Raw genomic sequence first — 22,731 nt, 5'->3', positions numbered from 1 at the left:
GCCGTCTGTCATTTCCGTACCGTAGTTGGTCCTCGTTCGGATCATTCGTGACGAAAGTTCGGTATTCATGCATTCCTCATAAAGTGTGGTGATGTGGTCCTACTTTTCTTGTATTAGGACAAATACACTTGTACAGAAGTCTCTATAAGATCTTGTGCGGTGGTCGGTAGTGGGACGGCTGAGACGGCCGTCTGCGTGCTTATCAGCTAGTACGTACCGGACGGCCTTAACGATTTTCAGACCGTACTGGAAGTGGAATGTTCGATCCGTCGATCCGTCTTCCAGCCGCGAACGAGGCCGTATCCGAACAGTCTCGAGTCGCTGTCGGTCACCTATCCTCGTTTGTCACGTCACCAGAAAGGTTACGTCCTTCCGTTCACGATATCCAGTATGATCGACATACTCACAGGCTCCCCGGTGTTGCTCGGCCTCGCGGTGCTGGCTGCCCTCATGGTCGTTATCGTCGCGGTTAAAATCGCGATCAAACTCGCCATCCGCGTCGGCATCGTGGCCGCGGTTATTCTCGGTGCTTACTACACCGCCGGTATTCTAGGCTTCGTCTAAGTCCCGCGATAGAATCGCGCCACTCTGCTGAATCACGTATCATCTGCTTTCATAGCCGTTAGACGCTCTCGAGGAAATTCTCGATCAGATCGTGCCCGACCGCCGTCAGGACGCTCTCGGGGTGAAACTGCACGCACTCGATCGGGTACTCGCGGTGGCGAACGCCCATCACGAGCGTCTCTCCGTCGTGTTCGGCCGTCGCCGAAACGTCGAAACAGTCCGGAATCTCCGTCGCGACGAGTGAGTGATATCGACCCGCGCGAAATCCGTCCTCGAGGCCGTCGAAGACGCTCGTTCCGTCGTGATCGATCGGGGACGCCTTCCCGTGTATCGGATCCGGCGCTCGACCGACCGACCCGCCGTACTCGTAGACCGCGGCCTCGAGCCCGAGACAGATCCCGAGCGTTGGAACGGTGGGACTGATCTCGCGGAGCACGTCCATCGTGACGCCGACGTCGCGGTCGTGTCTGGGGTGGCCGGGGCCGGGACTGATGATGATCGCGTCCGGGTCGACCGCTCGCACGTCGGCGAGCGAGGCGGTATTCTTCAGAACCGCCGTCTCGGCGTGCTGGCTCACGTACTCGACGAGATTGTACGTAAACGAGTCGAAGTTGTCGATAAACAGCACGGTCGAGCGATCGGTCTCGCTCGCCGAGGCAGTCGTGCTCATCTGGACACCTCCGCTGGTGGCGTCTCGGCGGGGGTCTCCTCTATGCGCTCGAGCGCGGCGAGAACGCCGCCCATCTTCTTTTCGGTCTCGTCGTACTCCGCCGTCGGGTCGCTGTCGGCGACGAGTCCCGCGCCCGCCCGGACGGTGATCCGCTGTGAACCCGGCGTATCCGCCGGGGTGTCGTTCTCGACGGTCGCCGTCCGAATCACGATGGCGAAGTCCGCGTCGCCGGTCCAGGAGTAGTAGCCGACGCCGCCGCCGTACAGGCCGCGGGGTTCGGTCTCCAACTCGTCGATGATTTCCATCGCTCGCACCTTCGGCGCGCCCGAAAGCGTACCCGCGGGAAACGACGCTCGCGTGGCGTCGAACGCGTCGGAACCCGCGCGTAGCTGGCCGGTTACGGTCGACTCGATGTGCTGGACGTGGCTGTACTTGAGGACGTTCATGAACTCCTCGACGCGGACCGATCCCGGTTCGCCGACGCGACGAACGTCGTTTCGGGCGAGGTCGACCAGCATCGTGTGCTCGGCCCGCTCCTTGTCGTCGGCCAGCATCTCGCCCGCCAGCCGCCGATCCTCGACGGGACTCGAGCCCCGGTCGCAGGTCCCGGCGATCGGATTCGACATGACCTCCGTGCCGCGGACCGAGAGCAGCGTCTCGGGGCTGGCACCGACGACCGTGAGGTCGCCGTGATCGAGGAGGTACATGTACGGCGAAGGGTTCACGTCCCGCATCGCCTCGTAGAACCCGAGCGGATCGACGTCGCCGTAGAGCTCGCGCGTCCGCGAGATCACGCCCTGATAGATGTCGCCGTCGAGGACGTGTTCTTTCGCCCGTCGAACGCTCTCCTCGTAGGCGTCTTTCGACCCGGCGACCTCGCCCTCGCGGACGAATCCGCCTGCTTCGGGGTCTTCGGCCTCGGCGAGGACGTCTCCGACGCGTTGGGCTTCCTCGCGAATCTCTTCGTACACGCGGGCTGGATCGTCCGCAGCCTCGAGCACCGGCGTACACACGAGCGAGACCGTTCCGTCGCGCTCGTCGAACGTGAGCGTCTTTGTCGTGAGGACGAACTGGGCGTCCGGGAACCGAGAGTCCGGTCGCTCGAGTCCGACCTCCTCGAGCCAGAGGTCGTAGACGGCGTCGTAGGAGAGAAACCCGACGAGCCCGCCCTCGAGATGCTGGCGATCGTGGTCCGGCATATTCGCCAGTCGGACATCCGGAAGCGCACCGCGAAGCGCATCCACGGTGTCGTCCGCCCCCGCAGTGTCGATCAGATCGAGCGGAACGTTCTCCGAAAGCGCCTCGACGGACGTTCCCTCGGGGCCGACCGTCACGACGGCCTCGGGATCGTAGCCGACGTACGAAAATCGGGCGTGGCGCTCTGCGTCCGCGGAGCTGGGCTGAAACGCACCGTCGGGATCGCTCGAGGGCGTCTTCTGTGCGCTCTCGAGTAGAAATGCGTAGGGGGTTTCGTCACTGGACCGCTCCCGTCCGTGCGTCGACCGCCCGGTGAGCGCCGCGTAGGCAGCCAACGGCGTCGTCTCGAGATCGTACGTCGCGACGACTCGGACGACGGCCGGTCGATCCTCGCTCGAGCCGGCGTGTTCGCAAAACGCCGCGCGCTCGAGGTCGAGCGTCGGCGTCTCGGCGGTGCGATCCGCGGGGTCAGGTTCTGTATCGTGTTCGGTCATGAGATCGAAATTCGATGGAGAGTGGCTCTCAGGAGCCCGGTTCGACGGCCTGCGTGTTTCCGGTCGCGCGTTCGACGAACGACGCGACCGCATCCGGATCTTTGACGCCGCCGCGTTCCTCGACGCCGCTGGCGACGTCGACGGCGAACGGCTCTGCCGTACGGACGGCCTCGGCGACATTGTCGGGCGTCAACCCGCCGGCGAGGATCACGGCCGACTCGAGGTCTGCCGTTTCGGCTCGCGTGCGTTCCCAGTCGTGGGTTCGACCGGTGCCGCCGCCGCCGTCTTCCCCGATCGAATCGACGACGAAGCCGTCGACCATGTCGTCGTACTGTTTCGCAACCGAGATGTCTTCGGCGTCGACCGCCAGCAAAATCCGGGTCTCGAGCTTCGCGCGCAGATACGCGAGGTCGCCGGGGCGGATATCGCCGTGAAGCTGAATCGCGTCCGGTTCGATTTCGGTAGCCAGTTCGATCGCCCGCGCGTAGTCCGACGGCATCATCACGAGCACCGACGTGACGAACGGGGGCGTCTCCGTGACGAGGTCCGCGGCGCGTTCCGGCGACACGTCTCGGGGGGTGTCGACGGGAACGTCGGCGATAATCCCGATCGCGTCCGCGCCCGCATCAACCGCCGTCTGCAGGTCTTCGGATCGCGTGATGCCACAGACTTTGACCCGCGTCATCGTGCCTCCGGTGAGACCGACCGGAGCTGGTCGAGTTTGGCTGCCGCGTCCCCGCTGTCGATGGCGTTTCCGGCGATCACCGCGCCTTCCTCGAGCGAATCGGCGTCGCCAGCGGCGTATATTGCAGCGCCCGCGTTCGCGAGAATCACGTCTCGTTTCGCGCCCGTGACCGATCCGTCGACGATGCCGCGGAGGTCCGCCGCGTTGGCTTCTGGCGTCCCGCCCGCGATGTCGCCGATGTCGTGGGACTCGAGACCGATATCTGCGGGCTCTACGGTCGTTGTCTCGACGTCCGACCCGTCGACCTCCGCGGCGACGGTTTCGCCGTGGATCGCGATTTCGTCGGTGCCGGCGCCGTGGACGACCAGCGCTCGGCTCACATCCATTCGCGCGAGCGCATTGGCGAGAACGGGCACGAGATTCGGGTCGTAGACGCCGACGACCTGCGCGTCCGCGCCGGCGGGGTTGGTGAGCGGGCCGAGGACGTTGAATATCGTCCGCATCCCGAGTTCCTTTCGCGGTCCGATGACCGCCTTCATCGCGGGGTGAAAGACCGGCGCGAGCATGAATCCGATGCCGTCGTTCTCGATCGCTTCCTCGACGGCCGGCGGTTCTGCCTCCACGTCGACGCCGACCTCCTCGAGGACGTCCGCGCTGCCCGACGAGGAGGACACCGAGTAGTTTCCGTGTTTGGCGACGGGAACGCCCGCTCCCGCGGCGACGACCGCGCTCGTCGTCGAGACGTTGATCGTGTTGTAGTCGTCCCCGCCCGTGCCGCAGGTGTCGACCAGCGGCTCGCGGTCCGGTTCGATCGTTCGCGCGGCCTCGCGCATCCCTTCTGCGAAGCCTGCGATTTCGGCTTCGGTTTCTCCTTTCGCGCGCAACCCCGCGAGCAACGCGCCGATCTGTGCCTCTGTTGCGTCCTCGAAAACCGCGCTCGAGGCCGCTCGAGCCTCTCTCTGTGTGAGATCGTCTCCGTCAGTCACCCGTTCGACGTACTCCTGCATAGTAAACACCAATGTACGTAGTTGTCTTACAATGTCCAAATGAGTACATCGGCTTAAACGTATCGGACGGGCCGTGGTGATGGCTCGCGTACGCCGACCGATTCGAAACCTTCAATTACGGTGGTGGGCAACGATTAGTTGCACGAGGCGCGACGCGCGCCGAGAAAACCGGACACGGGTTGGTGGTCTAGTCTGGTTATGACACCTCCTTGACATGGAGGAGGCCGGCAGTTCAAATCTGCCCCAACCCATTTCTCAGCGACACAACGCGACGAGCGGTGCGTGGCGCGTCGCGCCACGATCGCGAACGGCGAAGCCGCGAGCGAAGCGAGGCGCTCGTCGCTGAAAAATTGTCACGGGAGATTTGAACGAGGCAAGTCGCAGCCCGGGAAGCGAACGACGTGAGCGACCCGGACCGTCTTGACGTTGTTCAAATCTGCCCCAACCCGATTTTCACAGAACACACCCGCTGAGCGGAGCAAACGAACTCAAGGGGCGAACTGATTGTCTGGTGGCTGCGGGTTGCCAATAACAGATCCAACGGCGCGAGCGCGTCTTCACCTCGAGAACAGCCCTTTCAACCGTCCGAACACGCCGCTCGAGGAGGCCTCTGTCCCCGACTCGTCGGCGTCGCCGTGGTCGGGTGTGGTCTCGTCGTCGCTGACACCGCCGTCGTCGGATTTCGGAGCGCCGGATCCGATCGTGCCCGAGAGCGGGCCGTCGGTCGACGACCTGCCGCGCTTGCTCCCCGATGGACCGGCGCTCTCGCGCGAGGACTCGAGGTCGTCCATCGAGAGATCGATGTCGCCGATGTCGGTCGTCTCCTCGCGGCCGTCGCCGGTCTCTGCCGCACGGACGTCGGCACCGGTAACCGCACCGCGTTCGATACGCGAGGGAAGTCCCGGGCTGTCGTCCTCGCGAGCGGGGTCTCCTTTGTCTGGCTCCGCTGAAGCGGTCTCGTCGGGCGACGCTACACTCGAGTCGGCGTCCGCGGCGACGGCGTTGGGATCGGCCGGCTGACCGGTTTCGATGGTCGTCGTGGTCGGTTTCGAGTCGTCGATCGAATCGGCGTTGAACTCGTCTTCGTCGTCGGACTCGAGGGGGCGCGAGTCGTCGCTTTCGTCCGGCTCTTTCGTCTCGTCTCGGTTTACCCCGTCTCGTTGCGTTTCGTCGCCGGGGTCGTCCCGAACCGTCTCCGGAGACGAGTCGATCGACTCGAGGATGTCGTCGACGCTCGTCTCCGAAACGACTCGAGTCGGACCGCCGCCGGGCGTCGATCCGTCCGCAGAATCCGAATCGTCGGTCATGGTTTGGTTTCTACTCGCCGATAGCATAATCTTTCTCCACGATACTGGCCGATCGAGCTGCGGGATACTGACCGATCGAGTTACGGTTTCGAACGCGTTTGCGCGCGGGCTTACTCGGCGAGATCCGGCCGCGAGCGAACGACGTTGATGACGGCACCGAACAGGAGAAGGATTCCGGCGAAGTACAGCCAGGTGACAAACAGCAAGACCGCACCGACGGCACCGTAGGCCTCGTATTGGCCGGCGTTGGCCGCGTAGAGTTGGAAGCCAGCCTGGAGAACCGTCCAGCCGACCGCGGCGAATACCGCTCCGGGGATCGCCTCCCGTAGCTCGAGGGAGATCGGTGGGAGGACGTAGTACATCGGGAGGAAGACGAAAAAGAGTCCGAGCACCAAAAGCGGCCAGCTCAGGACGCCGACGAACGGAACCGTTCCCGCGAGCAAGCCGAGAATCGCGGCCGTTGCGACCATCAATCCGATACCGCCGGCCCCCGCGAGGATGACGACCAGTCCGTCCGTTATCTGCTCGAGAAACGAGTTCTCGGCGTCGGTGCCGTACACCCGGTCGAATGCGAGACTGAGCCCTCTGAACACCTTCAGACCACCCCAGACGGCGACCAGCAGCGCGACGATTGTCGCTTCTGTGCGACCGGACTCCGTCGTTAGCGCGTCCGTAACGAGTTCTTCTCCGGCTTCGGGGAGGAAATCACCGGCAACCCTGATCAATTGCTCGGCGATGTCCTCGCCGCCGAGCAGCGAGCCGACGACGATCGCAAGCAGTATCAGCGGGATCACCGACACGAACGCGTAGTACGCGAATCCCGCGGCGAGATACGTCAGGTCGCGATCGCTGGCCGTAGCGTAGATCTCGAGGATCGTCTCTTTTGGGTTCATAGCTGTGTGTTCGTTCGGTCGTCACAGAGCAGGTCGTCTCCGCTGGTCACCACTCCGTACAGAAATTCTGCGATGCGTAGACCTCGCCGTCTTCGGAGAGGTAGACGCCGACGCCGGCGCGGTCCCACGATTGGCTCTGGCCCTCCTCGAGGATCGCATCGCGGTGGTCCGGCGAGTTCATCCACTGTACGACGAGCGCTTCGGCGATCCCTTCTGCGGTCTGGTACTCGACGGTCGTACTCTCGTTTGGCTCTTGAACGGGGCGCTCGAGCCAGTTCATCGCCAGGTTCTCTCCGTAGCTCCGACAGTAATCCGAGACGTCTTCGAACCGGTCGTACGGGTCTTCACCATCGGGGTTCGTGTGTGCGAAATAGTCCCGATCGTCCATATCTTCGCTGTGGGCCCGGGAGACCGAGGCGATCGTTCCGTCCCATTCGAGCGCCTCGAGATCGTGTTCGGCACGGCGGTCGTTGACCTTCGCGTGGACGAAGTCCTCGACGGTTTCGGAGGATACCGTCTCGACTTCGGTTTCGTAGCTCGTTTCGTTCGGATCATCCGGATCGGTGACGTCCGGGTCGCGCTCGCCGGCCGGTGGCGGATCCTCGCTGGGCGCTGGGAGGTCGTCGAACTCGCCAAAATCGCCGAAATCGTCGATGAGCGTCGGACCGACCGCTATCGCACTGATAACGAGTCCACAGAGCAACCCGAGCGTGAGGAGTACCCGAGCGGCCGATGCCAGTCTTGATGCGACGGTCGGAGACGATTCCTCCTCGTCGATGGAATCCGTTCTGCGGGAATCGGTATCGGACGGGGGGCCACGGCCCATTCACTCGTATCAAGACGCCGGAGTATTAAGACGTTCATGGTTAGTCGCAGGACATGATGGCTGTCCCACATGCTGTCTGGCGTTCTCAGGCGGCGGATCGATCCTCCCTCCGGGGACCGAAAATCGTCTCGTGAAAGGCGATCACCAGTCCGGGAACGACGGCCATGAAGAGGTGTTCTTCGAGCGGGATGCCGGCGATGTCGGTCCCCGTTCGGAGTTTGATGTCGAAGACGCCGACCTCGAGCGTATACCTGTCCCAGACGTAAGCCACCGGATACAGGGCGAGAATCGTCACGGCAGCCTTTCGAAGCGCGCCCGCTCGACGAAGGAGGATCAGTGCGATCGCTCCCCAGAACAGTTCCGTCACGAGGTAGGTGTATCGACCGAAGACGCTAATATCGGGGATCATGGCGCCCCCTACACCTCCAGTGCAAAAAAAGCGCGTCCCCCGGAACCGTTCGTTACAGGCGTTATCTTAAATACCCCAGCGCGAGTAGCCCCACCCGTAACGATGGATATCGCTGATATCGCCACCAAAGACTTCATCGAAGTAGATGTCGGAACACGCATGGGGAAAGTCCGTTCGACCTTCGAGAACGGCAACCCCAAAGGAATTATCGTCACCGACGACGGGGAGTACGAGGGCGTCATCAGCGAGCGGGAGGTCCTTCAATCCCACGTCGAGGACGACGCGAAAGTGTCGGCGCTGCTCAAACCGAGTCGAAACTCGCCGGCACCGAAACTCGATCGGTACGAAGACGTCCGCGAGACCGCACGACAGCTCATCGAGAGCAACTCGAAGGTCGCACCGGTGTTCGAAAACGACGCCCTTTGGGGCGTCATCAGCGGCGACGCGATCCTCGAGGCCGTCCTCGAGAACTTAGATACGCTCACCGTCGGGGATATCTACTCCGACGATCCGATCACCGTCGACGAGAACGACGGGATCGGAAAGGCGATCAACTACCTGCGCGAGAACGGGATCTCTCGGCTACCGGTCCTGAACGAAAACGGCTACCTGACCGGCGTCGTCACCACCCACGACATCGCGGACTTCGTCATCCGGCAGAACGAACGGATGACGACCGGAGACCGCGTCGGGGACAACGATCGAATGCTCGACGTGCCGGTCTACGACATCATGAACAGTCCCGTCGAAACGACGACCCTCGATACGACGGCAAAGGAGGCGGTCGAAGAGATGCTCGACGACGACTATGCGGGCCTGATGGTCACCCCCAAGGACGACGACCGCATCGTCAACGGCATCGTGACGAAGACGGATGTCCTCCGCGCGCTCACTTACACGGAAGAAGAGCACATGGACGTTCAGATTACGAACGTATCCTTGCTCGATACCATCACTCGAGAGTCCGTCACGGAGAGCATTCAGTCGGTCGCGGACAAGTACCAGGAGATGCAGGTGATGCACGCCCACGTTCGCCTCCACCAGCACAACGAAAAGCTCCGCGGAACTCCCCTAGTACAGGTGCAGATCCGACTCCGGACGAACAAAGGACAGGTCGCCGGCACCGGCGAAGGCTACGGCGCTGAAAACGGCTTCCGCGTCGCGCTGGACAAACTCGAGCGAAACGTCCTCGAGATGAAAGGCATCGCGAGCGACGAGGAGTATCGCGGTCAACTGCTGCGAAAGCTCAACGAAATCTGAGACGGCGGTGCGGGCCGCCCGGTCTTTTGTCGGTGGTTGTCTCGACGAACTACCACAACCGCACGTCAGCAACCGCTCTCACAGTTCGATCAGAAATTCGACCCGTCGCTACTTCCCTCGAGTCCGGTATCGGTGATCTGGAACTGCGCTGATTCACCGGCCGCCTTCGACCGGTGTTTCTCGAGCGTCGCTCGCCGGTTCCCGCCGCGGAATCGGTCGACGCGGACGACGACGCCGGTCCAGTGCTCTAAGGTGTTCCCGCCGAGTGCCCGCGTTCGATCCGAGTCCGGATCGGCGAACACCTGATTCGTGAGAACCACCGCGAGATCGTACTTGCGCGCGAGCGAGAGGAGATGAGTCACCTGCCGGGTGACGCTCCGAAGCGCCTCCCCGCCGTCGCTGTCGCCGGTCCGCTCGAGTCGGTAGAAGCCGGTCGCGCTGTCGAGGACGATCAGGTCCGCTCGCTCGGCGAACTCCTCGGCGTCCCGGACGGCTTCCTCCTGTTCCCCGAAATCGAGCGCGTCCTCGATGACGATTCGGGAGGCGACATCCTCGACCGTCTGGTCGGACTCTCCGGATTCAACGCGAGCGGACAGCAGTTGCTGAAACCGATCGACGGAGACCCCTTCGGTGTCGATGTAGACCGCGGTCCCGCCGTTTGCACCCGTTTCGACGGCGCTCGAGAGGGCCAGATTGGTCTTGCCCGCGGCGGGCGGGCCGTACAGTTGCGTCACGGTGCCGCGCTCGAAGCCGCCGCCGAGCAACTCGTCGACCGGTGGACAACCGGTCTGAATCGACTCGTCGTTCACGGTCGAACGTGGATGGCTGCCAGCAAAAACCTCCCGGAACCGTTCTCGAGGACGGATTTCGGAACTGCACACCCATACTGAGTCCAGCCGAGAGCGCCGCATTCTTCGAACGGGATAGTTTATTCCCCGCCGCGACGAACGTCTGTGTGTGATCGTCGTCGCAACGACCGACTTCGAAGTCTACCACGGCGTCGTCAACGAACTCCGCGACCGCGGAGCGACGTTTACGACGATCGAAGCCGACGACGACCTCCCCGAGCAGACCGGCGTCGTGATCACGGGCGAAGACAACGCAGACGCGTTCGAGGGCGTTCCCACGGTCGTCGCCGTTCCGGACGAGTCACGACGCGCCGTCGAGCAGGCCCTCGCCGCATTTCGCGGCGAGAGCGGCCGAACGATCATCGGCGTCGATCCCGGCCGAAAGCCGGGTATCGCCGTCCTCGCGGGGGAGATGATCGTCGCCGCGTTCCAGGTTCCGATCGCCGACGCAGTCGATGTCATCACCCGCGAAGCGGCCGAAGCCGTCGACCCGCTGGTTCGGATCGGCGACGGCTCTCGGCTCCAGAGCGCAAAGCTCGTCAACCAACTCGAGGGCGTTCGCGTCGAACTCGTCGACGAAACGGGGACGACGCCGTACCTGGGAACGGGCGCTCGAGGGGCCGGCGACCTCCTCGCGGCCGCGAATATCGCGAGACTCGAGGGGGACCCCGTCGAGAGTCGGGAGATCGAACCCACCGCCGGCGAGTTGCAGGTGATCAAAGACCGCTCGCGCGAGCGCAGCGAAACGAACCGCGCGATCGACGATTCGCTGGCCGAACGCGTCGCCGCGGGCGAGTTGGGCATCGACGAGGCCCTCGCCGAACACCGCGAAACCGACGACTCACCGACGACCGGCGTCGACGAAGAATAAGAAAGACGGCGCTCGAAGTGCACTGCTGGCGCTCTTCGGCCGATAATTGGGCTCGAAAAATCAGGGACGCTTCGATCTCGAGACTGCCTCGAGATGGTGTGGTGCTTGACTCTCCAGCAGGTTATGCCGGGATCGCAGACGGAGCGATCGCGGAGCCGAACTGAACGTTCTCGTTGGACTGCATGCTCACTTGCGACGATGTCGCTTCACCGCCATCCTCGGCAACTGCGAACGCAGCCTGCTGTTCGTTTAAGTTCTCCTGGAAGAGCGACTGGTACTGATCGACGTCCGCATCGGGCTGATAGGCGACGTCCTGTTTTTGTTGGCCGCCAACGTCGGAGTCGATCGTCATGATCGGGTTGTCCGACGCGTTGTCTCCCTTGAGCGAGACGGTCGTCTCCTCGCTGTAGAGAACGCCCGGTGACGATCCGGCCTCGTTCGCCGGCAGCGCCTGTGAGATGCCGACCTGTGCGTTGTGGTTCTCCTGGTGAGAGATCTGGATCGCAGTCGCTTCGCTGCCGTTGAGTGCGATTGCGACCGCGGAGCTCTGCTGGTTGAGGTTGAGCTGGTCGACGCTCTGGTACTGGCTGACGCTCGCGTCGGTATTGTCGCTTCCTTTCTTCTTGTCGTGGCCGGTCTTCTGTTTGTCGCTAACGGTTTCGACCACGTCGGAGCCGCCGTTCGTACTCGCCGACGCGACGTTCATGCCCTCCGTCGCTTCGAGGACGGACGCCGAGTAGGCGCTTCCGACTTGTTCGTTGATGTTCGACTGGTCCGTCGTCTGGATCGACGTCGCCGTGGATTCGTTGCCGATCGCGATCGCGACGGCGAAGCCTTGCTGGTTGATGTTGGTCTGCATACTCTCCTGAGCCTGATCCAGGTCCGACGCGGCGACCTGGGTACCGCCTTGAGCGGTGCTCGGATTCACGTTCTGCGCGTTCGCGACCGCGCTCTGGGAGTTGGAATTAAGCTGGGAACTGTCCTGAATCGAGAGCGCGTCACTGCCGTTTTCGGCGATCGAGAAGGCGACGCTCTGTTCGTTGACGTTCGCCTGATCGACCTGCTGTAGCTGCGTGACGGTCGCTTCGGAGTACTTTATCTCCTTGTCGTGTTTCTTGTCGTGATCGCCTCCTTTTTCGCCGGCAACCGCCCAGCCGTCGAAGCGCTGGGTGTTGTCATCGCCGAAGAGGAAGTAGACGTCACCGACATCCTCGAACTGGACGTTTTGCTCCTCGAGGTTCTGGTTCTCGGAGATGGCTTCGCCCTCCTGGGTGTTCTCGTTCGTCTGTTGAGACTCTTGGATAGCGGTCGCGTCGCCGCCGTCGATGGAGATTGAGGCTGCGCCTTCCTGAATGTCGACGTTCGTCTGGTTCACGTCCTGATACTGGACGATATCCGCAGCCGGACTCGAGCCGTCGGAGGCGGCGCTGGCTTCGCTCTCTAAGTGTTCGTCGACGTACTCTTCTACTGATTGATCGCCGAGATCCGCGCCGAAGACGAAGTAGAGGTCTTCTCCGTCCTCGAGCGTGTGGATCGTTCTGTCATCCTCGCCGGAATCCTCCTGTGCGGTCGCGGGGAGGGCCGCACCCGTCATCGAGAGCGCGAGCATCGCGGCGACGAGAACTGTCGTAAGTTGTGATCGTGATATCATCGTGTATTTTTGTTATCGTTTCAAATGCCCTGTGAGGGTCTTTTCTTACTGCATCTTCACGGTGCGAACCATCATTTTCCGAATAGTGTCTTTGTTATCTGTAGGTTGTAATAGAGAACAAGGTCGTTACCGCCCCGAGCGCGCCGCTCGAGTTTTGGGCCGGTTACGAAGGTGACTACTACCGGCGAAATCGTCCGGGTTAGGCGGTTCCGAGACGGTGTGACAGACGAAAACACGCCGAATTCCGCCCGTTTCGTTCACCGTCTCGAGAACGTAGGCGGTAACATCCACGAGTCAGTGACCCACCGGATTGAGGAACAGTCTTGAAAACCGGACCGACACCTGTTTCGGACCGTGTGTATGCGAGATTACGCCGACTACACCGCGGGAGTAAGCACGAGATATAGACGCGAAATTGTCGATAGGCTGTCCGTTCCGACGATAAATTGGTGATACAGTGACTGACAACTTCGAAAGCAAATGTAACGTTGGTCGAACGGCCACACAATCGACAATAGATCATTGAAACTGTAATTCGGGTTAATACGGGCGCTGATGGTCGGAACCAACCGGGCAACGCGCCGTGGCATCGCTCGGATCGGTCGAGATCCCGCGAGGAACCGCGCACTCGAGACTGGTGCCGAATCCAGAAACGCGGTGCGCTGGTGACGACCCGGTTTCGGCGGTCCGCGCGTGTATGCCCGGACGATGCACTAACCAAATATGAAACGCACATTCACAGCGCTGATGGTATTCGCACTGGTCGGCAGCCTCATGTTCATGGGGTTCGCCGGGACAGCAGCGGCACAGAACGACACCAATGAATCCGCCAACAATATCGGTGTCGGAGTTGGCGGCGACGGCGGCGACGGCGGCGATGCGACGCACGAGGGCCACAACGTAGACGTCGAAACCGGTCCAGCAATCGTTGACCAAGAGCAGGATGCTTCGAACTCCAACACGCAGGCAGCGAGCAGTTCGAGTCCTGCTGACAACCCCGACCACAACAAGTACGACGATGGTGGGGACGCTGGACCGAGCCAGTTCCAGAACGTGAACCAGCAGAACGCACAGGAACAGACTGGCTACGCTGACTCCTCGGCTGAAGTCGGCGACGTCAGCGGTGACGCCAACGCCGGCGACGGCGGCGACGGCGGCGACGCTGATGTCGAGGCCGAGCAGGAATTCGAAGAGGAAACCACCGTTGAAGATGGTGGAGCTGACGATGGCGGAGCTGACGATGGTGGAGATGACGGAACTACTGACCTCACTGGTATTCAGGATTCCCTTGACGAGATTATAGAGCTGCTCGAGCTCGACATCGAAGTGTAAACTCAGCTGACAGAACGCTGCTAAGCGGGAATCGACCCGCGTTCTACTCACCTTCAATTTTTTAGCGTACAATCAGATCACACCACTACTCGAGAGACATGTAAACAATTCCTATAGTACGTAAAATCAATAAAAATACTTTCAACGGGCAGCGTTGATAGCTGATCCAGCCACTGATCAATGAACCGAATACCAACGACAGGAGTGATACTGGTCGTCTGCGTAGTAGTGATAGCAGGTGTTGGTATTGTCGCTGTCTCCGGAATCAACAACTCGACAGGTGATGATACCCATAGTGAGAACGAAATGAATCTGAGCGACGAGTGCTACGACGCGCTCAACGCGTCGAACGAATCCATCGATGCCAACGTCTCCGTCGACGAACTGCCCGAAGACGCCGAGATCGAGTGCGAAGAAGTGGAAAACGAGTCCATGCTGAACATTACCATCGAGACGAACGAATCGAGCGACGACGGAACCACCGTCACCTCGACGGTACGGACGATCGTCTGGGATACGGAAGACGAGCGCGTCGTCTCCCACAGTGTCGCGACGAGCACCTCGTCGCAGAGCACCGAGTCGAACGGTTCGACGAGCCAGCACACGTCCACGAACCAGAGCAGTACGGTCGTGACCGGCGAGGAACACGTCGATATCGATCGAGGAGACACCGTCGCCGAAGACGGCGAAGACGGCGAGGACGGGGAAGTCAACGTCAGTACTGAGTAGTGAAACGTCAGTACCGGGTAATTAGTACCGGCTCTCACTCCTCGAGCGATTCTCGCCCCTTTTCTTCCGCGCGTCGAAGCACCTCCCGAACCGACCACCGGGTCTCGAGGGCCACCGCCGCCGCGTCGTCGTACTCCGCGCTCACGTCGTAGACGGCCCCGTCCGCGTCGCTCGCGATTTTCACGCCGACCTCGTAGCGGTCTCCGTCGCGCTCGAGCGCGACGGTTTCGAACTCCCGGTTGGCGATCCACCGGTGGGTCGCCCCCGTTTCGCGGATGCCGAGCGTTCCGGTTTCCTCGGCCAGCGCTCGGGTCACGCGCTCGCGGTTCTCGGGTTTGCAGATGACCTTCACGAGGTGACCGGGGCGGGACTTTTTCATCGTCGCGGGAAGGATCGAGACGTCTCGAGCGCCCGCCTCAGTGAGCGTTTCCTGCAGTCCGCCCAGCACTTCCGGCGTCGCGTCGTCGAGGTTCGTCTCGAGGACCGTGATGTCGTCGCGCACGAGCGGGCCCGCGGCGTCGGCCTCGCCGACCAGTGCGCGGAGGACGTTCGGGTGCGGGTCCAGATCGTAGCCGCCGGCGCCGTAGCCGGACTCCTCGAGCGAGAGCGAGGGGAGCGAATCGACACCCTCGGCGACGTGGCCGAGAATCGCCGCCCCCGTTGGAGTGAGTAATTCGGTTTCGACCGGTCCGCCCCGAAGCGACCAGTCAGCGCGCTCGGCGAGTTCGACGACCGCCGGGGTCGGAACCGGATACCGGCCGTGGCTCATCGAGACCGTTCCGCCGCCGGTCGCAAGCGGCGTGGTGACGACGCGGTCGGGCTCGAGATCGGAGAGCAACAGGACGGCCCCCACGACGTCCGCGATGGCATCGTCGGCTCCGACCTCGTGGAAGTGGATCTCCTCGAGGTTCTCGCCGTGGACGCTCGCTTCCGCTTCGCCCAGCAGTTCGAAGATGGCAAGCGCGTCGCGTTCGACTGCCGCGTCGAGGCCCATCTCCTCGACGATTTCGCAGACCTCGAGGTAGCTACGATGCGGGCCGTGGCCCTCGGCGTGAGTCGCGTCGTCGCCGTGGTCGTGGCTGTGCTCGTGATTGGCATGGCTGTTGCCGTCACCGTCGTGGGTGTGACTGCCGCCGTCGTGACCGTTGCTGTTGTCGTCGTGGCTGTGACCGCTGCCATCGCGATCGTTGTTGTCGCCGCCGTGGCTGTGATCGTCGACCCCCTCGAGACCCGCTTCGGAGTCCGTTTCGTCCTGGTAGTCGGTCAATACCACGTCCACCGTCGTCGCGGTGATTCCACACTTCGTCGTCTCGTCGATTCGGTACTCAAGAGACAGCGCGTCTTCGACTGGCTCGAGGACCGTCGGGTCCCCGCCGGCGTCGAGAAGGGCGGCGAGGAGCATATCGCCGCTGGCACCCATTCGACCGTCGAACGCCAGGAGTGTCATGTCTACGAGGGCGGTAGGCTCCACCAAAAGTCCTCGTTCTTCCGCGCGACAGGGTCTCGAGAGGGACGTTATGACGGCGAAATCGGACGACGCCGGTACATCTATGTACCTCCCTGTCCGACGATCATGTGTTAGAAAGTAGCATGGTGGGGCACCCGCTCACAGTAGCTCCTCACACGAGCACAAAACCTATCCGATCACGTACCGGAGTTACAGACAACGCCGTCCATTCCGAAATATGAACGAAGTTCAACTCGAGGTTGCGAAAGCGTACCCGAACGATTCGGGGCGCGGTATCGCCCGACTCGATCCGGACACGCTGTTGCATCTCAAGCTCAGTCCGGGCGACATCATCGAAATAGAAGGTGCGGACACGACCGCCGCGAAGGTGTGGCGCGCGGACCGGCAGGATTGGAATACGGATACCGTCCGAATCGACGGCTTCACGCGCCAGAACGCCGACGTGGGTATCGGCGAACGAGTGACGATTCGGAAGGCGGAGGCGACGAAGGCGAACAAACTCGTCCTCGCGCCGCCCGAAGAGGCATCGGTTCAGTTCGGTTCCGACGCCGCGGGCATGGTCAAACGCCAGATTCTGAAACGACCGGTCGTCGGCAAGGATATCGTCCCGGTCATGTCCTCGACGAACCACCCGTTCATGCGATCACCGGGACAGGCGATCCCCCTCATCGCCGTCGAGACCGAACCAGAAGGCGTCGTCCTGATCACGGAGGATACTGACGTGGAACTCCGAGAAGAGCCCATCTCGGGCTTCGAGAAAACCGGCGGTGGAATCACCTACGAGGATATCGGCGGCCTCCAAAGCGAGATCCAGCGGGTCCGCGAGATGGTCGAGTTGCCGATGAAACACCCGCAGATCTTCAAGAAACTGGGGATCGAGCCGCCACAGGGGGTGTTGCTCCACGGACCGCCCGGGACCGGAAAGACCCTCCTCGCGAAAGCGGTCGCCAACGAAACCTCCGCGAGTTTCTTCTCTATCGCGGGCCCGGAGATCATCTCGAAATACTACGGCGAATCCGAACAGCAGTTGCGCGAGATCTTCGAGGACGCGAGCGAGGAATCGCCCGCGATCATCTTCATCGACGAACTCGACTCCATCGCGCCCAAACGCGAGGACGTCACGGGCGAGGTCGAACGCCGCGTCGTCGCACAGCTGTTGACGATGATGGACGGCCTCGAGGCTCGCGGGCAGGTCATCGTCATCGCCGCGACGAACCGCGTCGATTCGGTCGATCCGGCACTGCGCCGCCCCGGTCGGTTCGACCGGGAGATCGAAATCGGCGTCCCGGACGAAGTCGGTCGCGAGGAAATCCTACAGATCCACACGCGTGGGATGCCCCTCTCCGACGACGTCAGCCTCTCGCACCTGGCGGACGAAACCCACGGCTTCGTCGGCGCGGACATCGAGAGCCTGACCAAGGAAGCCGCGATGAAAGCGCTTCGACGATACCTCCCCGAGATCGACCTCGACGAGGAGGACATCCCGCCGAGCCTGATCGATCGGATGATCGTCAAACGCGACGACTTCAGCGGCGCGCTCAACGAGGTCGAGCCCTCGGCGATGCGGGAGGTCCTCGTCGAGTTACCGAAGATCTCCTGGGACGATGTCGGCGGCCTCCACGAGGCCAAAGATCAGGTCCAGGAATCAGTCGAGTGGCCGCTGAACAACGCAGAGCGCTTCGAGCGGATGGGCATCGATCCGCCGGCGGGCGTCTTGCTGTACGGCCCGCCCGGCACCGGCAAGACCCTGATGGCGAAGGCCGTGGCCAACGAGACCAACGCGAACTTCATCTCCGTTCGCGGGCCACAGCTCCTCTCGAAGTGGGTCGGCGAATCCGAGAAGGCGATCCGCCAGACCTTCCGCAAAGCGCGGCAGGTCTCCCCGACGGTGATCTTCTTCGACGAACTCGACGCGCTCGCGCCCGGACGGGGCGGCGAAGTCGGCTCGAACGTCTCCGAACGGGTCGTCAATCAGCTGCTGACCGAACTCGACGGCCTCGAGGATATGGGTAACGTGATGGTCATCGGCGCGACGAACCGCCCGGACATGATCGACCCCGCGTTGCTCCGATCAGGTCGGTTCGATCGGCTCGTCATGATCGGCGAGCCTGATGTCGAGGGGCGCGAGCGCATCCTCGAGATCCACACCGAGGATACGCCGCTGGCGGCGGACGTCAGTCTGGCGGAAATCGCCGAAATTACGGACGGCTACGTCGGCAGCGACCTCGAGTCGATCGGCCGCGAGGCGGCTATCGAAGCGCTTCGCGAGGACACCGAGGCCGATGTCGTCGAAATGCGTCACTTCAGACAGGCCATGGAGAACGTTCGACCGACGATCACCGACGACATCTTAGACTACTACGAGCAGATCAAGGAAGACTTCGCGGGCGGCTCCAGCGTGACCGAACCGGGCACGGGTCGTCGCGGCAGTCGCATCGGCTTCCAGTAACGCGATCGCCCGGCCTCGAGCCCGTTGCGGTTTTTGCCTGTACTGGCACGGATTCCAGAGCCGTCAGCGCTGCGTATCATGGTTAGGGGCCGGCTACGATCTCGAGTAATCACTGATTACCTCGCAGTTTCGCGAGCGAACGCAGCCATTGTCCGCCGACCGATCGGCGATCTCGAGTATCGGCCCAGTCACGGGCGGGCGGCACTCTCCGGGCCAACTCGTCCGGTTTTTTGTCGGTAGCCATCGCCAACGAACGCTACATTCGCCTACATTCGTCTGAATTCTCCGCAACTTCTCGAGACGATCGGCCCCCTATTTCCACGACAGCGGGGTAGGTCCTGTCATCTGGTATTGTAATGTCGAACCAATCATCACACGATCACCGAACTGCGGGGCGGGGCGAATCTACCGACGGACAGGATGCGAACACGCTCGAGCGCTATTTCCCGTCGATAGCGAAACCGATTCGAGTAACGAGCTTTTGGCTGGCGATCGTCTTGCCGTTTTTCTACGTGCCGTTGCTCGTGACGGGACTCTCGAGCGGGACGGAAACCGGAATCTTCCTCGGCCTGCTCGTTCTCAATCTCGGGGCGCTCTACGTGGGGCATTCCTACCGGAGCGAAGACGAACACTGACGCTTACCGACCGATTGTGGTGACAGCGCGCCCTATCGATTTTCGTTTGACGATGAGAAAGCCAGTGGCGATGCAGGCAAACCCGCGAGCTGTGGCCGGATCGATCGCTTCGCCGAGGTAGAGCCAGCCGACCACCGCGGCGACGATCGGGGCGACGTACGAGACCATGTTGATCTCGACCGCACCGAGGCGCTCGAGTAACTCGAAGTAGAGCAAAAATCCGACTGCGCTTGCGGCGATCGAGAGGTATGCGAGCGCACCGATAGCCTCGGGATGGGTCCATGCGGACGGCTCGATCGGTTCTCGAAGTGCGAGGCTCACTACGTGCATCACGAGCGCGCCGCCGAGCATCGACCACGCTTCCATCGTTTCGATTTCGATCGGGGCGTCGATTCGCCGCGTCAGAACGCTGCCGAGCGCGAACGACGTCGCGGCGAGAAAGACCAGCAGCGTCGCGATTACGTCGGTCGCGAGCAGGTCCGACGGATCCGGTTGGGCGATGATGGCGACGCCGATAAGCCCGAGGACGACGCCGCCGATACCAGTCGGCGAGAGCGCGTCCGCAGGAAACAGCATCCGCGCGAATCCGGTCGTCAAAACCGGTGAGAGACTGACCAGAATCGCCGCCGCGGCCGCTGTCGTGTGTTGCTGGCCGACGAACAGAAACGCGTGATAGCTGGCGATGAGCAACACCGCGCCGACAGCCACGACCTGCCACTCGCGGCTCCCCCGCGGAATCCAGTCCTCGGCGGCGTACGCGGCGTACCCGAGCATCAGGAGACCCGCGATGTCGTAGCGCAGTGCGGCGTACAACACCGGCGGGAAGTGTGAGAGCCCGGCGCTGATCGCGACGAACGCCGACCCCCAGAGGACCGAAAGCAGGAGGAACAACAGGAGGGTACGAGACCGGCTCACGAGTCGACTTTTCGTTCTCGAATCCTATACGTTGCGTTTCCTTCTGCTCGCGCTGCCGTCAGATAATGTCACAATTCGCGACTTATCTCCTCGTCTCAACAGCGTTCTGTCGAGATTTCACAGGCAGATACCTGGCAAAACTTTAAGTTAGCTACAGGACCAACTGAGAGTATGGCCGCCCACGGCCGCCCCGCATTGCGGGACCTGTTCGACGAGTCACCGACTCCTCACATCGCACACCCACCTAAAACCCATCATCGCGACTTCTACGTCGCGACCGACGGGTCGTTCCGAAAGACGGGCGGTGGGCTCGGTGCAGTGATCGAAACGAGAGACGGCACTCGAGTCGCACGCGTTGCGACCACTGACACCCCGCCGGACAACAACGTCGCCGAGTATCGGGCGTTACATCTCGGACTCGACGTGCTGGCCGCCCGCGCTCCACGACACGCAAGCGTCGGCGTTCTCATCGATCACGATTCGCTCGCCAGCAACGTCAACAACGCGATTCTGGCGACGAACCATCCCGACCGGAAACCGCCGCGGCCGTTTTCGGTCCCGCCAGAAACGGAGTATCACTGGCGGGGCATTCGGGCTCGAGTCAACGGATTCGCAGAGATTCGCGCCGCGCGAATCGACAGCAACCAAAATCCCGCGCATCCGCTCGCGAACGAACCGATGCAGTACGAGCACGTAAACGGCGAACTCGACCGGTGCGTGCTCCCCGACCCGCCGGAGCCGACGATTTCCGAAGTTCCACCGCCGTCTCGAGCAAACCGAAACGGCGGCAACCGAGCGTCGGATTGAGTGCCCCAGTACGAACCGCCATCGTTATTTCCTCGCCCTGAAGAGTCAATTTCGATGAGTCTTCGCGTCGCCGTCGCTGCGCCGTTCGTCCAGAACGGGACGGAGCGACTTCGAGAGAACGAGTTCGTCGTCGCCCTCTCGCTGGATCGGGACTGGTTTTCACCCGACCAGGCCAAGCGGCTGATCGACATCGCCACACAGGAGGACCTTCTGGCCCACGACGGGACCGACCTCGAACTAGCGTTCGATCCCGCGACGGTGACGATTCCCGACGATTTCGTTCCCGACGAGGACCTTCTCGCGGAGCGCTCCGCGTTCGAACGCGTCCTCGACGCACTCGTCGCCGAGGGAACCGAGAAACACGAAGCCGTCGGGGCGATCAACACGCTCCAGCAGGAACTCGAGATTACGATCGAAGCCGCGGCCGTCGTCTACGCTCGTCGCGAGGGAATCGACGTCTCGGATCTCGCCCCCGTCGCCAGACGCGCCCTGACCACTGCTGGCGACTGAGTCCCTCGACCGAAGCCGATTAATTCGACGGGGCCTACCCGCTGGTATGGTCGAGGCGCGGATCACCGACGGCCGACGAATCGCCGAACTACTCGCAAGCGAACTCGACGGTCGTGAGGACGGCCACCTCGAGCGACTCGCGGTCGTCGACGCCGACACGGACGTCGAACCGACCGCCGACGGCGCTCGAGCCTACGACATCGAACGAGCGAGACCGGCCGGCGGTGGTGCGCTGTTCGCTCGCGTATTCGTCCACGAGGACCGAACTCGCGTCGAATTCGAGCGGGGACAAGAGCGCGCGGCAGACGCCGCCGAAGCGGTCGGCCTCAGAGTCCGCCCGAAAGCAACGACGCCCCCGAAGACGCTCGTGTTCGTCGAGGACGGCGGCGAAGTCAAACGAGCGACGGACGTTTTCGACGAGGTAAGCCGGTCGCTCGAGGAGTAACAGCGCTTTTCGTACAGCAGTCAGTCAACGCTCGAGTCGCCCGAGCACAGCAGGCAGTTCCCGCGCGATTGAGTGTTGCTCGAGGTGTGCGAGCGCCCGGTCGTCCGGGTCGGGTCCGTCGGGTTTCAGTATTTGAATCGCATCCATTCCGGCGTTCGTCGCGCCGGCGATATCGGCTTCGACGTCGTCACCGACGTAGACCGCGCTCGCGGCGTCCACGTCCAGTTCGGACAGGATCGCGCCGAACGCCCGCGGGTCGGGTTTTCCCGCCTCGAGTTCGCCCGTCACGAGCGCCGCATCGAAGGTGCGTTCCCAGCCGAGGGTCTCGAGTTTGTCCCGCTGGGCGCGAACCGGCCCGTTCGTGAGCAAGCCGACGCTGTAGGTGTCTTTGAGCTCCGCGAGCAGGGATTCGACGCCGGAAATTGGAGCGAGCGACTCCGCGATAGTCCGCCGGTACGCCGTGGTCAGCTCTTCGGCGTCGGTGTCCGTCTCTCGGCCGGCCAACAGTTCGGCGAAAATCGGCTCTCGAGTCTTCCTGGTGAGGTGCTGGCGGTGTGCGTCGAGGTACGATTCGCGACTGATCGGCGGCGTCCCCGTTGCAGCCGTGACGTCCTCGAGAATCGTCGCTCGATCACGATCAGGAACGGCGAGCGTTTCGTCGAGATCGAAGACGATCGCCTCTACCATGATCGATAGAAGGAACCGAACGGCTTTCAAGGTATCTTTTTTCGAAATGGAGTACTCGGTTGGCGCGCTCGA

Annotated in this window: 23 protein-coding genes and 1 tRNA gene; 11 read left to right on the top strand and 13 right to left on the bottom strand. The window is 62.4% G+C overall.

Features of this window, described 5'->3' with window-relative positions:
• Positions 1 to 390 precede the first annotated feature (390 nt).
• Positions 391 to 564, top strand: coding sequence for a hypothetical protein (locus HALLA_RS21045; protein WP_169732127.1), 174 nt, complete (start codon positions 391 to 393; stop codon positions 562 to 564).
• Between the two features lie 58 nt (positions 565 to 622).
• Here the strand turns inward: HALLA_RS21045 and trpG are convergent, their stop codons facing one another.
• From trpG to trpD, 4 genes are read right to left on the bottom strand one after another with little or no spacing between them, the layout of a single operon-like run.
• On the bottom strand, positions 623 to 1,234 hold the full coding sequence (trpG, locus tag HALLA_RS09255) for an anthranilate synthase component II (protein ID WP_049953086.1): 612 nt from the start codon (positions 1,232 to 1,234) through the stop codon (positions 623 to 625).
• Positions 1,231 to 2,925, bottom strand: a complete 1,695-nt coding sequence (trpE, locus tag HALLA_RS09250) for an anthranilate synthase component I (RefSeq protein ID WP_049953085.1) — start codon at positions 2,923 to 2,925, stop codon at positions 1,231 to 1,233. Before trpE ends, trpG begins: the two co-directional genes overlap by 4 nt.
• Positions 2,926 to 2,953: 28 nt before the next feature.
• Positions 2,954 to 3,610 (bottom strand): phosphoribosylanthranilate isomerase, encoded by a 657-nt coding sequence (locus HALLA_RS09245; protein WP_049953084.1) that lies wholly within the window; start codon positions 3,608 to 3,610, stop codon positions 2,954 to 2,956.
• Entirely contained in the window at positions 3,607 to 4,617 is a 1,011-nt protein-coding gene (gene trpD, locus HALLA_RS09240; protein ID WP_049953083.1) for an anthranilate phosphoribosyltransferase, read from the bottom strand. The genes HALLA_RS09245 and trpD overlap by 4 nt, the downstream gene beginning before the upstream one ends.
• Before the next feature lie 176 nt (positions 4,618 to 4,793).
• On the opposite strand from trpD, the gene HALLA_RS09235 reads away from it, so the two are divergent.
• Positions 4,794 to 4,868: transfer RNA gene (locus HALLA_RS09235), tRNA-Val, on the top strand.
• A 306-nt stretch (positions 4,869 to 5,174) separates the two neighbouring features.
• Here HALLA_RS09235 and HALLA_RS09230 read toward each other — a convergent pair.
• From HALLA_RS09230 to HALLA_RS09215, 4 genes are all read right to left on the bottom strand, one after another.
• Entirely contained in the window at positions 5,175 to 5,924 is a 750-nt protein-coding gene (locus HALLA_RS09230; protein WP_049953082.1) for a hypothetical protein, read from the bottom strand.
• A 110-nt stretch (positions 5,925 to 6,034) separates the two neighbouring features.
• The gene (locus tag HALLA_RS09225; RefSeq protein WP_049953080.1) at positions 6,035 to 6,817 is read right to left on the bottom strand and encodes a YihY/virulence factor BrkB family protein; all 783 of its coding nucleotides are present in this window, start codon (positions 6,815 to 6,817) and stop codon (positions 6,035 to 6,037) included.
• Between the two features lie 46 nt (positions 6,818 to 6,863).
• The gene (locus HALLA_RS09220; protein WP_084568976.1) at positions 6,864 to 7,643 is read right to left on the bottom strand and encodes a CAP domain-containing protein; all 780 of its coding nucleotides are present in this window, start codon (positions 7,641 to 7,643) and stop codon (positions 6,864 to 6,866) included.
• 85 nt (positions 7,644 to 7,728) lie between these two features.
• Positions 7,729 to 8,052, bottom strand: a complete 324-nt coding sequence (locus tag HALLA_RS09215) for a lycopene cyclase domain-containing protein (RefSeq protein WP_049953079.1) — start codon at positions 8,050 to 8,052, stop codon at positions 7,729 to 7,731.
• A gap of 102 nt (positions 8,053 to 8,154) precedes the next feature.
• Here HALLA_RS09215 and HALLA_RS09210 point away from each other — a divergent pair, with 102 nt between their 5' ends.
• Positions 8,155 to 9,312 (top strand): CBS domain-containing protein, encoded by a 1,158-nt coding sequence (locus HALLA_RS09210; protein ID WP_049953078.1) that lies wholly within the window; start codon positions 8,155 to 8,157, stop codon positions 9,310 to 9,312.
• 89 nt (positions 9,313 to 9,401) lie between these two features.
• Here the strand turns inward: HALLA_RS09210 and radB are convergent, their stop codons facing one another.
• A complete protein-coding gene (gene radB, locus HALLA_RS09205; RefSeq protein ID WP_049953077.1) occupies positions 9,402 to 10,121 on the bottom strand; it encodes a DNA repair and recombination protein RadB in 720 nt (239 codons plus the stop codon).
• A 148-nt stretch (positions 10,122 to 10,269) separates the two neighbouring features.
• Between radB and HALLA_RS09200 the strand changes: the two genes are divergently transcribed.
• Positions 10,270 to 11,031, top strand: coding sequence for a hypothetical protein (locus tag HALLA_RS09200; protein WP_049953076.1), 762 nt, complete (start codon positions 10,270 to 10,272; stop codon positions 11,029 to 11,031).
• A 121-nt stretch (positions 11,032 to 11,152) separates the two neighbouring features.
• Here the strand turns inward: HALLA_RS09200 and HALLA_RS09195 are convergent, their stop codons facing one another.
• Positions 11,153 to 12,682 (bottom strand): hypothetical protein, encoded by a 1,530-nt coding sequence (locus HALLA_RS09195; protein ID WP_049953075.1) that lies wholly within the window; start codon positions 12,680 to 12,682, stop codon positions 11,153 to 11,155.
• A gap of 723 nt (positions 12,683 to 13,405) precedes the next feature.
• On the opposite strand from HALLA_RS09195, the gene HALLA_RS09190 reads away from it, so the two are divergent.
• Complete coding sequence (locus HALLA_RS09190; RefSeq protein ID WP_157231354.1) at positions 13,406 to 14,014, top strand: hypothetical protein; 609 nt, start codon at positions 13,406 to 13,408, stop codon at positions 14,012 to 14,014.
• Positions 14,015 to 14,320: 306 nt separating this feature from the next.
• A complete protein-coding gene (locus tag HALLA_RS09185) occupies positions 14,321 to 14,743 on the top strand; it encodes a hypothetical protein (protein WP_049953073.1) in 423 nt (140 codons plus the stop codon).
• A gap of 34 nt (positions 14,744 to 14,777) precedes the next feature.
• On the opposite strand, the gene larC is transcribed toward HALLA_RS09185, so the two are convergent.
• The gene (gene larC, locus HALLA_RS09180) at positions 14,778 to 16,190 is read right to left on the bottom strand and encodes a nickel pincer cofactor biosynthesis protein LarC (protein ID WP_049953072.1); all 1,413 of its coding nucleotides are present in this window, start codon (positions 16,188 to 16,190) and stop codon (positions 14,778 to 14,780) included.
• Between the two features lie 238 nt (positions 16,191 to 16,428).
• Here larC and HALLA_RS09175 point away from each other — a divergent pair, with 238 nt between their 5' ends.
• On the top strand, positions 16,429 to 18,660 hold the full coding sequence (locus HALLA_RS09175; protein ID WP_049953071.1) for a CDC48 family AAA ATPase: 2,232 nt from the start codon (positions 16,429 to 16,431) through the stop codon (positions 18,658 to 18,660).
• Positions 18,661 to 19,016: 356 nt separating this feature from the next.
• Positions 19,017 to 19,295: a hypothetical protein gene (locus HALLA_RS09170; RefSeq protein ID WP_049953070.1), complete on the top strand. Its 279-nt coding sequence runs from the start codon at positions 19,017 to 19,019 to the stop codon at positions 19,293 to 19,295.
• Positions 19,296 to 19,298: 3 nt separating this feature from the next.
• Here HALLA_RS09170 and HALLA_RS09165 read toward each other — a convergent pair whose 3' ends face one another.
• Positions 19,299 to 20,210: a DMT family transporter gene (locus HALLA_RS09165; RefSeq protein WP_049953069.1), complete on the bottom strand. Its 912-nt coding sequence runs from the start codon at positions 20,208 to 20,210 to the stop codon at positions 19,299 to 19,301.
• 171 nt (positions 20,211 to 20,381) lie between these two features.
• Here HALLA_RS09165 and HALLA_RS09160 point away from each other — a divergent pair, with 171 nt between their 5' ends.
• The 3 genes from HALLA_RS09160 to HALLA_RS09150 are packed head-to-tail and all read left to right on the top strand — an operon-like array spanning position 20,382 to position 21,972.
• Complete coding sequence (locus HALLA_RS09160; RefSeq protein WP_049953068.1) at positions 20,382 to 21,017, top strand: reverse transcriptase-like protein; 636 nt, start codon at positions 20,382 to 20,384, stop codon at positions 21,015 to 21,017.
• Positions 21,018 to 21,071: 54 nt separating this feature from the next.
• Complete coding sequence (locus HALLA_RS09155) at positions 21,072 to 21,527, top strand: DUF2240 family protein (protein ID WP_049953066.1); 456 nt, start codon at positions 21,072 to 21,074, stop codon at positions 21,525 to 21,527.
• 46 nt (positions 21,528 to 21,573) lie between these two features.
• The gene (locus tag HALLA_RS09150; protein WP_049953065.1) at positions 21,574 to 21,972 is read left to right on the top strand and encodes a hypothetical protein; all 399 of its coding nucleotides are present in this window, start codon (positions 21,574 to 21,576) and stop codon (positions 21,970 to 21,972) included.
• Between the two features lie 24 nt (positions 21,973 to 21,996).
• On the opposite strand, the gene HALLA_RS09145 is transcribed toward HALLA_RS09150, so the two are convergent.
• The gene (locus HALLA_RS09145; RefSeq protein WP_049953064.1) at positions 21,997 to 22,659 is read right to left on the bottom strand and encodes an HAD family hydrolase; all 663 of its coding nucleotides are present in this window, start codon (positions 22,657 to 22,659) and stop codon (positions 21,997 to 21,999) included.
• Positions 22,660 to 22,731: the final 72 nt, after the last annotated feature.

The sequence above is a fragment of the Halostagnicola larsenii XH-48 genome (assembly GCF_000517625.1).
Classification (GTDB): Archaea; Halobacteriota; Halobacteria; order Halobacteriales; family Natrialbaceae; genus Halostagnicola; species Halostagnicola larsenii.
Note: the sequence above shows the minus strand (reverse complement) of the source record. Positions and strands in the feature narration are given on the sequence as shown.

What these genes read in the sequence shown, in the direction of transcription:
- HALLA_RS21045 (WP_169732127.1), top strand. Translation starts at nt 391, where the DNA reads ATGATCGACATACTCACAGGCTCCCCGGTGTTGCTCGGCCTCGCGGTG.
- trpG (WP_049953086.1), bottom strand. Translation starts at nt 1,234, where the DNA reads ATGAGCACGACTGCCTCGGCGAGCGAGACCGATCGCTCGACCGTGCTG.
- trpE (WP_049953085.1), bottom strand. Translation starts at nt 2,925, where the DNA reads ATGACCGAACACGATACAGAACCTGACCCCGCGGATCGCACCGCCGAG.
- HALLA_RS09245 (WP_049953084.1), bottom strand. Translation starts at nt 3,610, where the DNA reads ATGACGCGGGTCAAAGTCTGTGGCATCACGCGATCCGAAGACCTGCAG.
- trpD (WP_049953083.1), bottom strand. Translation starts at nt 4,617, where the DNA reads ATGCAGGAGTACGTCGAACGGGTGACTGACGGAGACGATCTCACACAG.
- HALLA_RS09230 (WP_049953082.1), bottom strand. Translation starts at nt 5,924, where the DNA reads ATGACCGACGATTCGGATTCTGCGGACGGATCGACGCCCGGCGGCGGT.
- HALLA_RS09225 (WP_049953080.1), bottom strand. Translation starts at nt 6,817, where the DNA reads ATGAACCCAAAAGAGACGATCCTCGAGATCTACGCTACGGCCAGCGAT.
- HALLA_RS09220 (WP_084568976.1), bottom strand. Translation starts at nt 7,643, where the DNA reads ATGGGCCGTGGCCCCCCGTCCGATACCGATTCCCGCAGAACGGATTCC.
- HALLA_RS09215 (WP_049953079.1), bottom strand. Translation starts at nt 8,052, where the DNA reads ATGATCCCCGATATTAGCGTCTTCGGTCGATACACCTACCTCGTGACG.
- HALLA_RS09210 (WP_049953078.1), top strand. Translation starts at nt 8,155, where the DNA reads ATGGATATCGCTGATATCGCCACCAAAGACTTCATCGAAGTAGATGTC.
- HALLA_RS09195 (WP_049953075.1), bottom strand. Translation starts at nt 12,682, where the DNA reads ATGATATCACGATCACAACTTACGACAGTTCTCGTCGCCGCGATGCTC.
- HALLA_RS09190 (WP_157231354.1), top strand. Translation starts at nt 13,406, where the DNA reads ATGAAACGCACATTCACAGCGCTGATGGTATTCGCACTGGTCGGCAGC.
- HALLA_RS09185 (WP_049953073.1), top strand. Translation starts at nt 14,321, where the DNA reads ATGAATCTGAGCGACGAGTGCTACGACGCGCTCAACGCGTCGAACGAA.
- larC (WP_049953072.1), bottom strand. Translation starts at nt 16,190, where the DNA reads ATGACACTCCTGGCGTTCGACGGTCGAATGGGTGCCAGCGGCGATATG.
- HALLA_RS09175 (WP_049953071.1), top strand. Translation starts at nt 16,429, where the DNA reads ATGAACGAAGTTCAACTCGAGGTTGCGAAAGCGTACCCGAACGATTCG.
- HALLA_RS09170 (WP_049953070.1), top strand. Translation starts at nt 19,017, where the DNA reads ATGTCGAACCAATCATCACACGATCACCGAACTGCGGGGCGGGGCGAA.
- HALLA_RS09160 (WP_049953068.1), top strand. Translation starts at nt 20,382, where the DNA reads ATGGCCGCCCACGGCCGCCCCGCATTGCGGGACCTGTTCGACGAGTCA.
- HALLA_RS09155 (WP_049953066.1), top strand. Translation starts at nt 21,072, where the DNA reads ATGAGTCTTCGCGTCGCCGTCGCTGCGCCGTTCGTCCAGAACGGGACG.
- HALLA_RS09150 (WP_049953065.1), top strand. Translation starts at nt 21,574, where the DNA reads ATGGTCGAGGCGCGGATCACCGACGGCCGACGAATCGCCGAACTACTC.
- HALLA_RS09145 (WP_049953064.1), bottom strand. Translation starts at nt 22,659, where the DNA reads ATGGTAGAGGCGATCGTCTTCGATCTCGACGAAACGCTCGCCGTTCCT.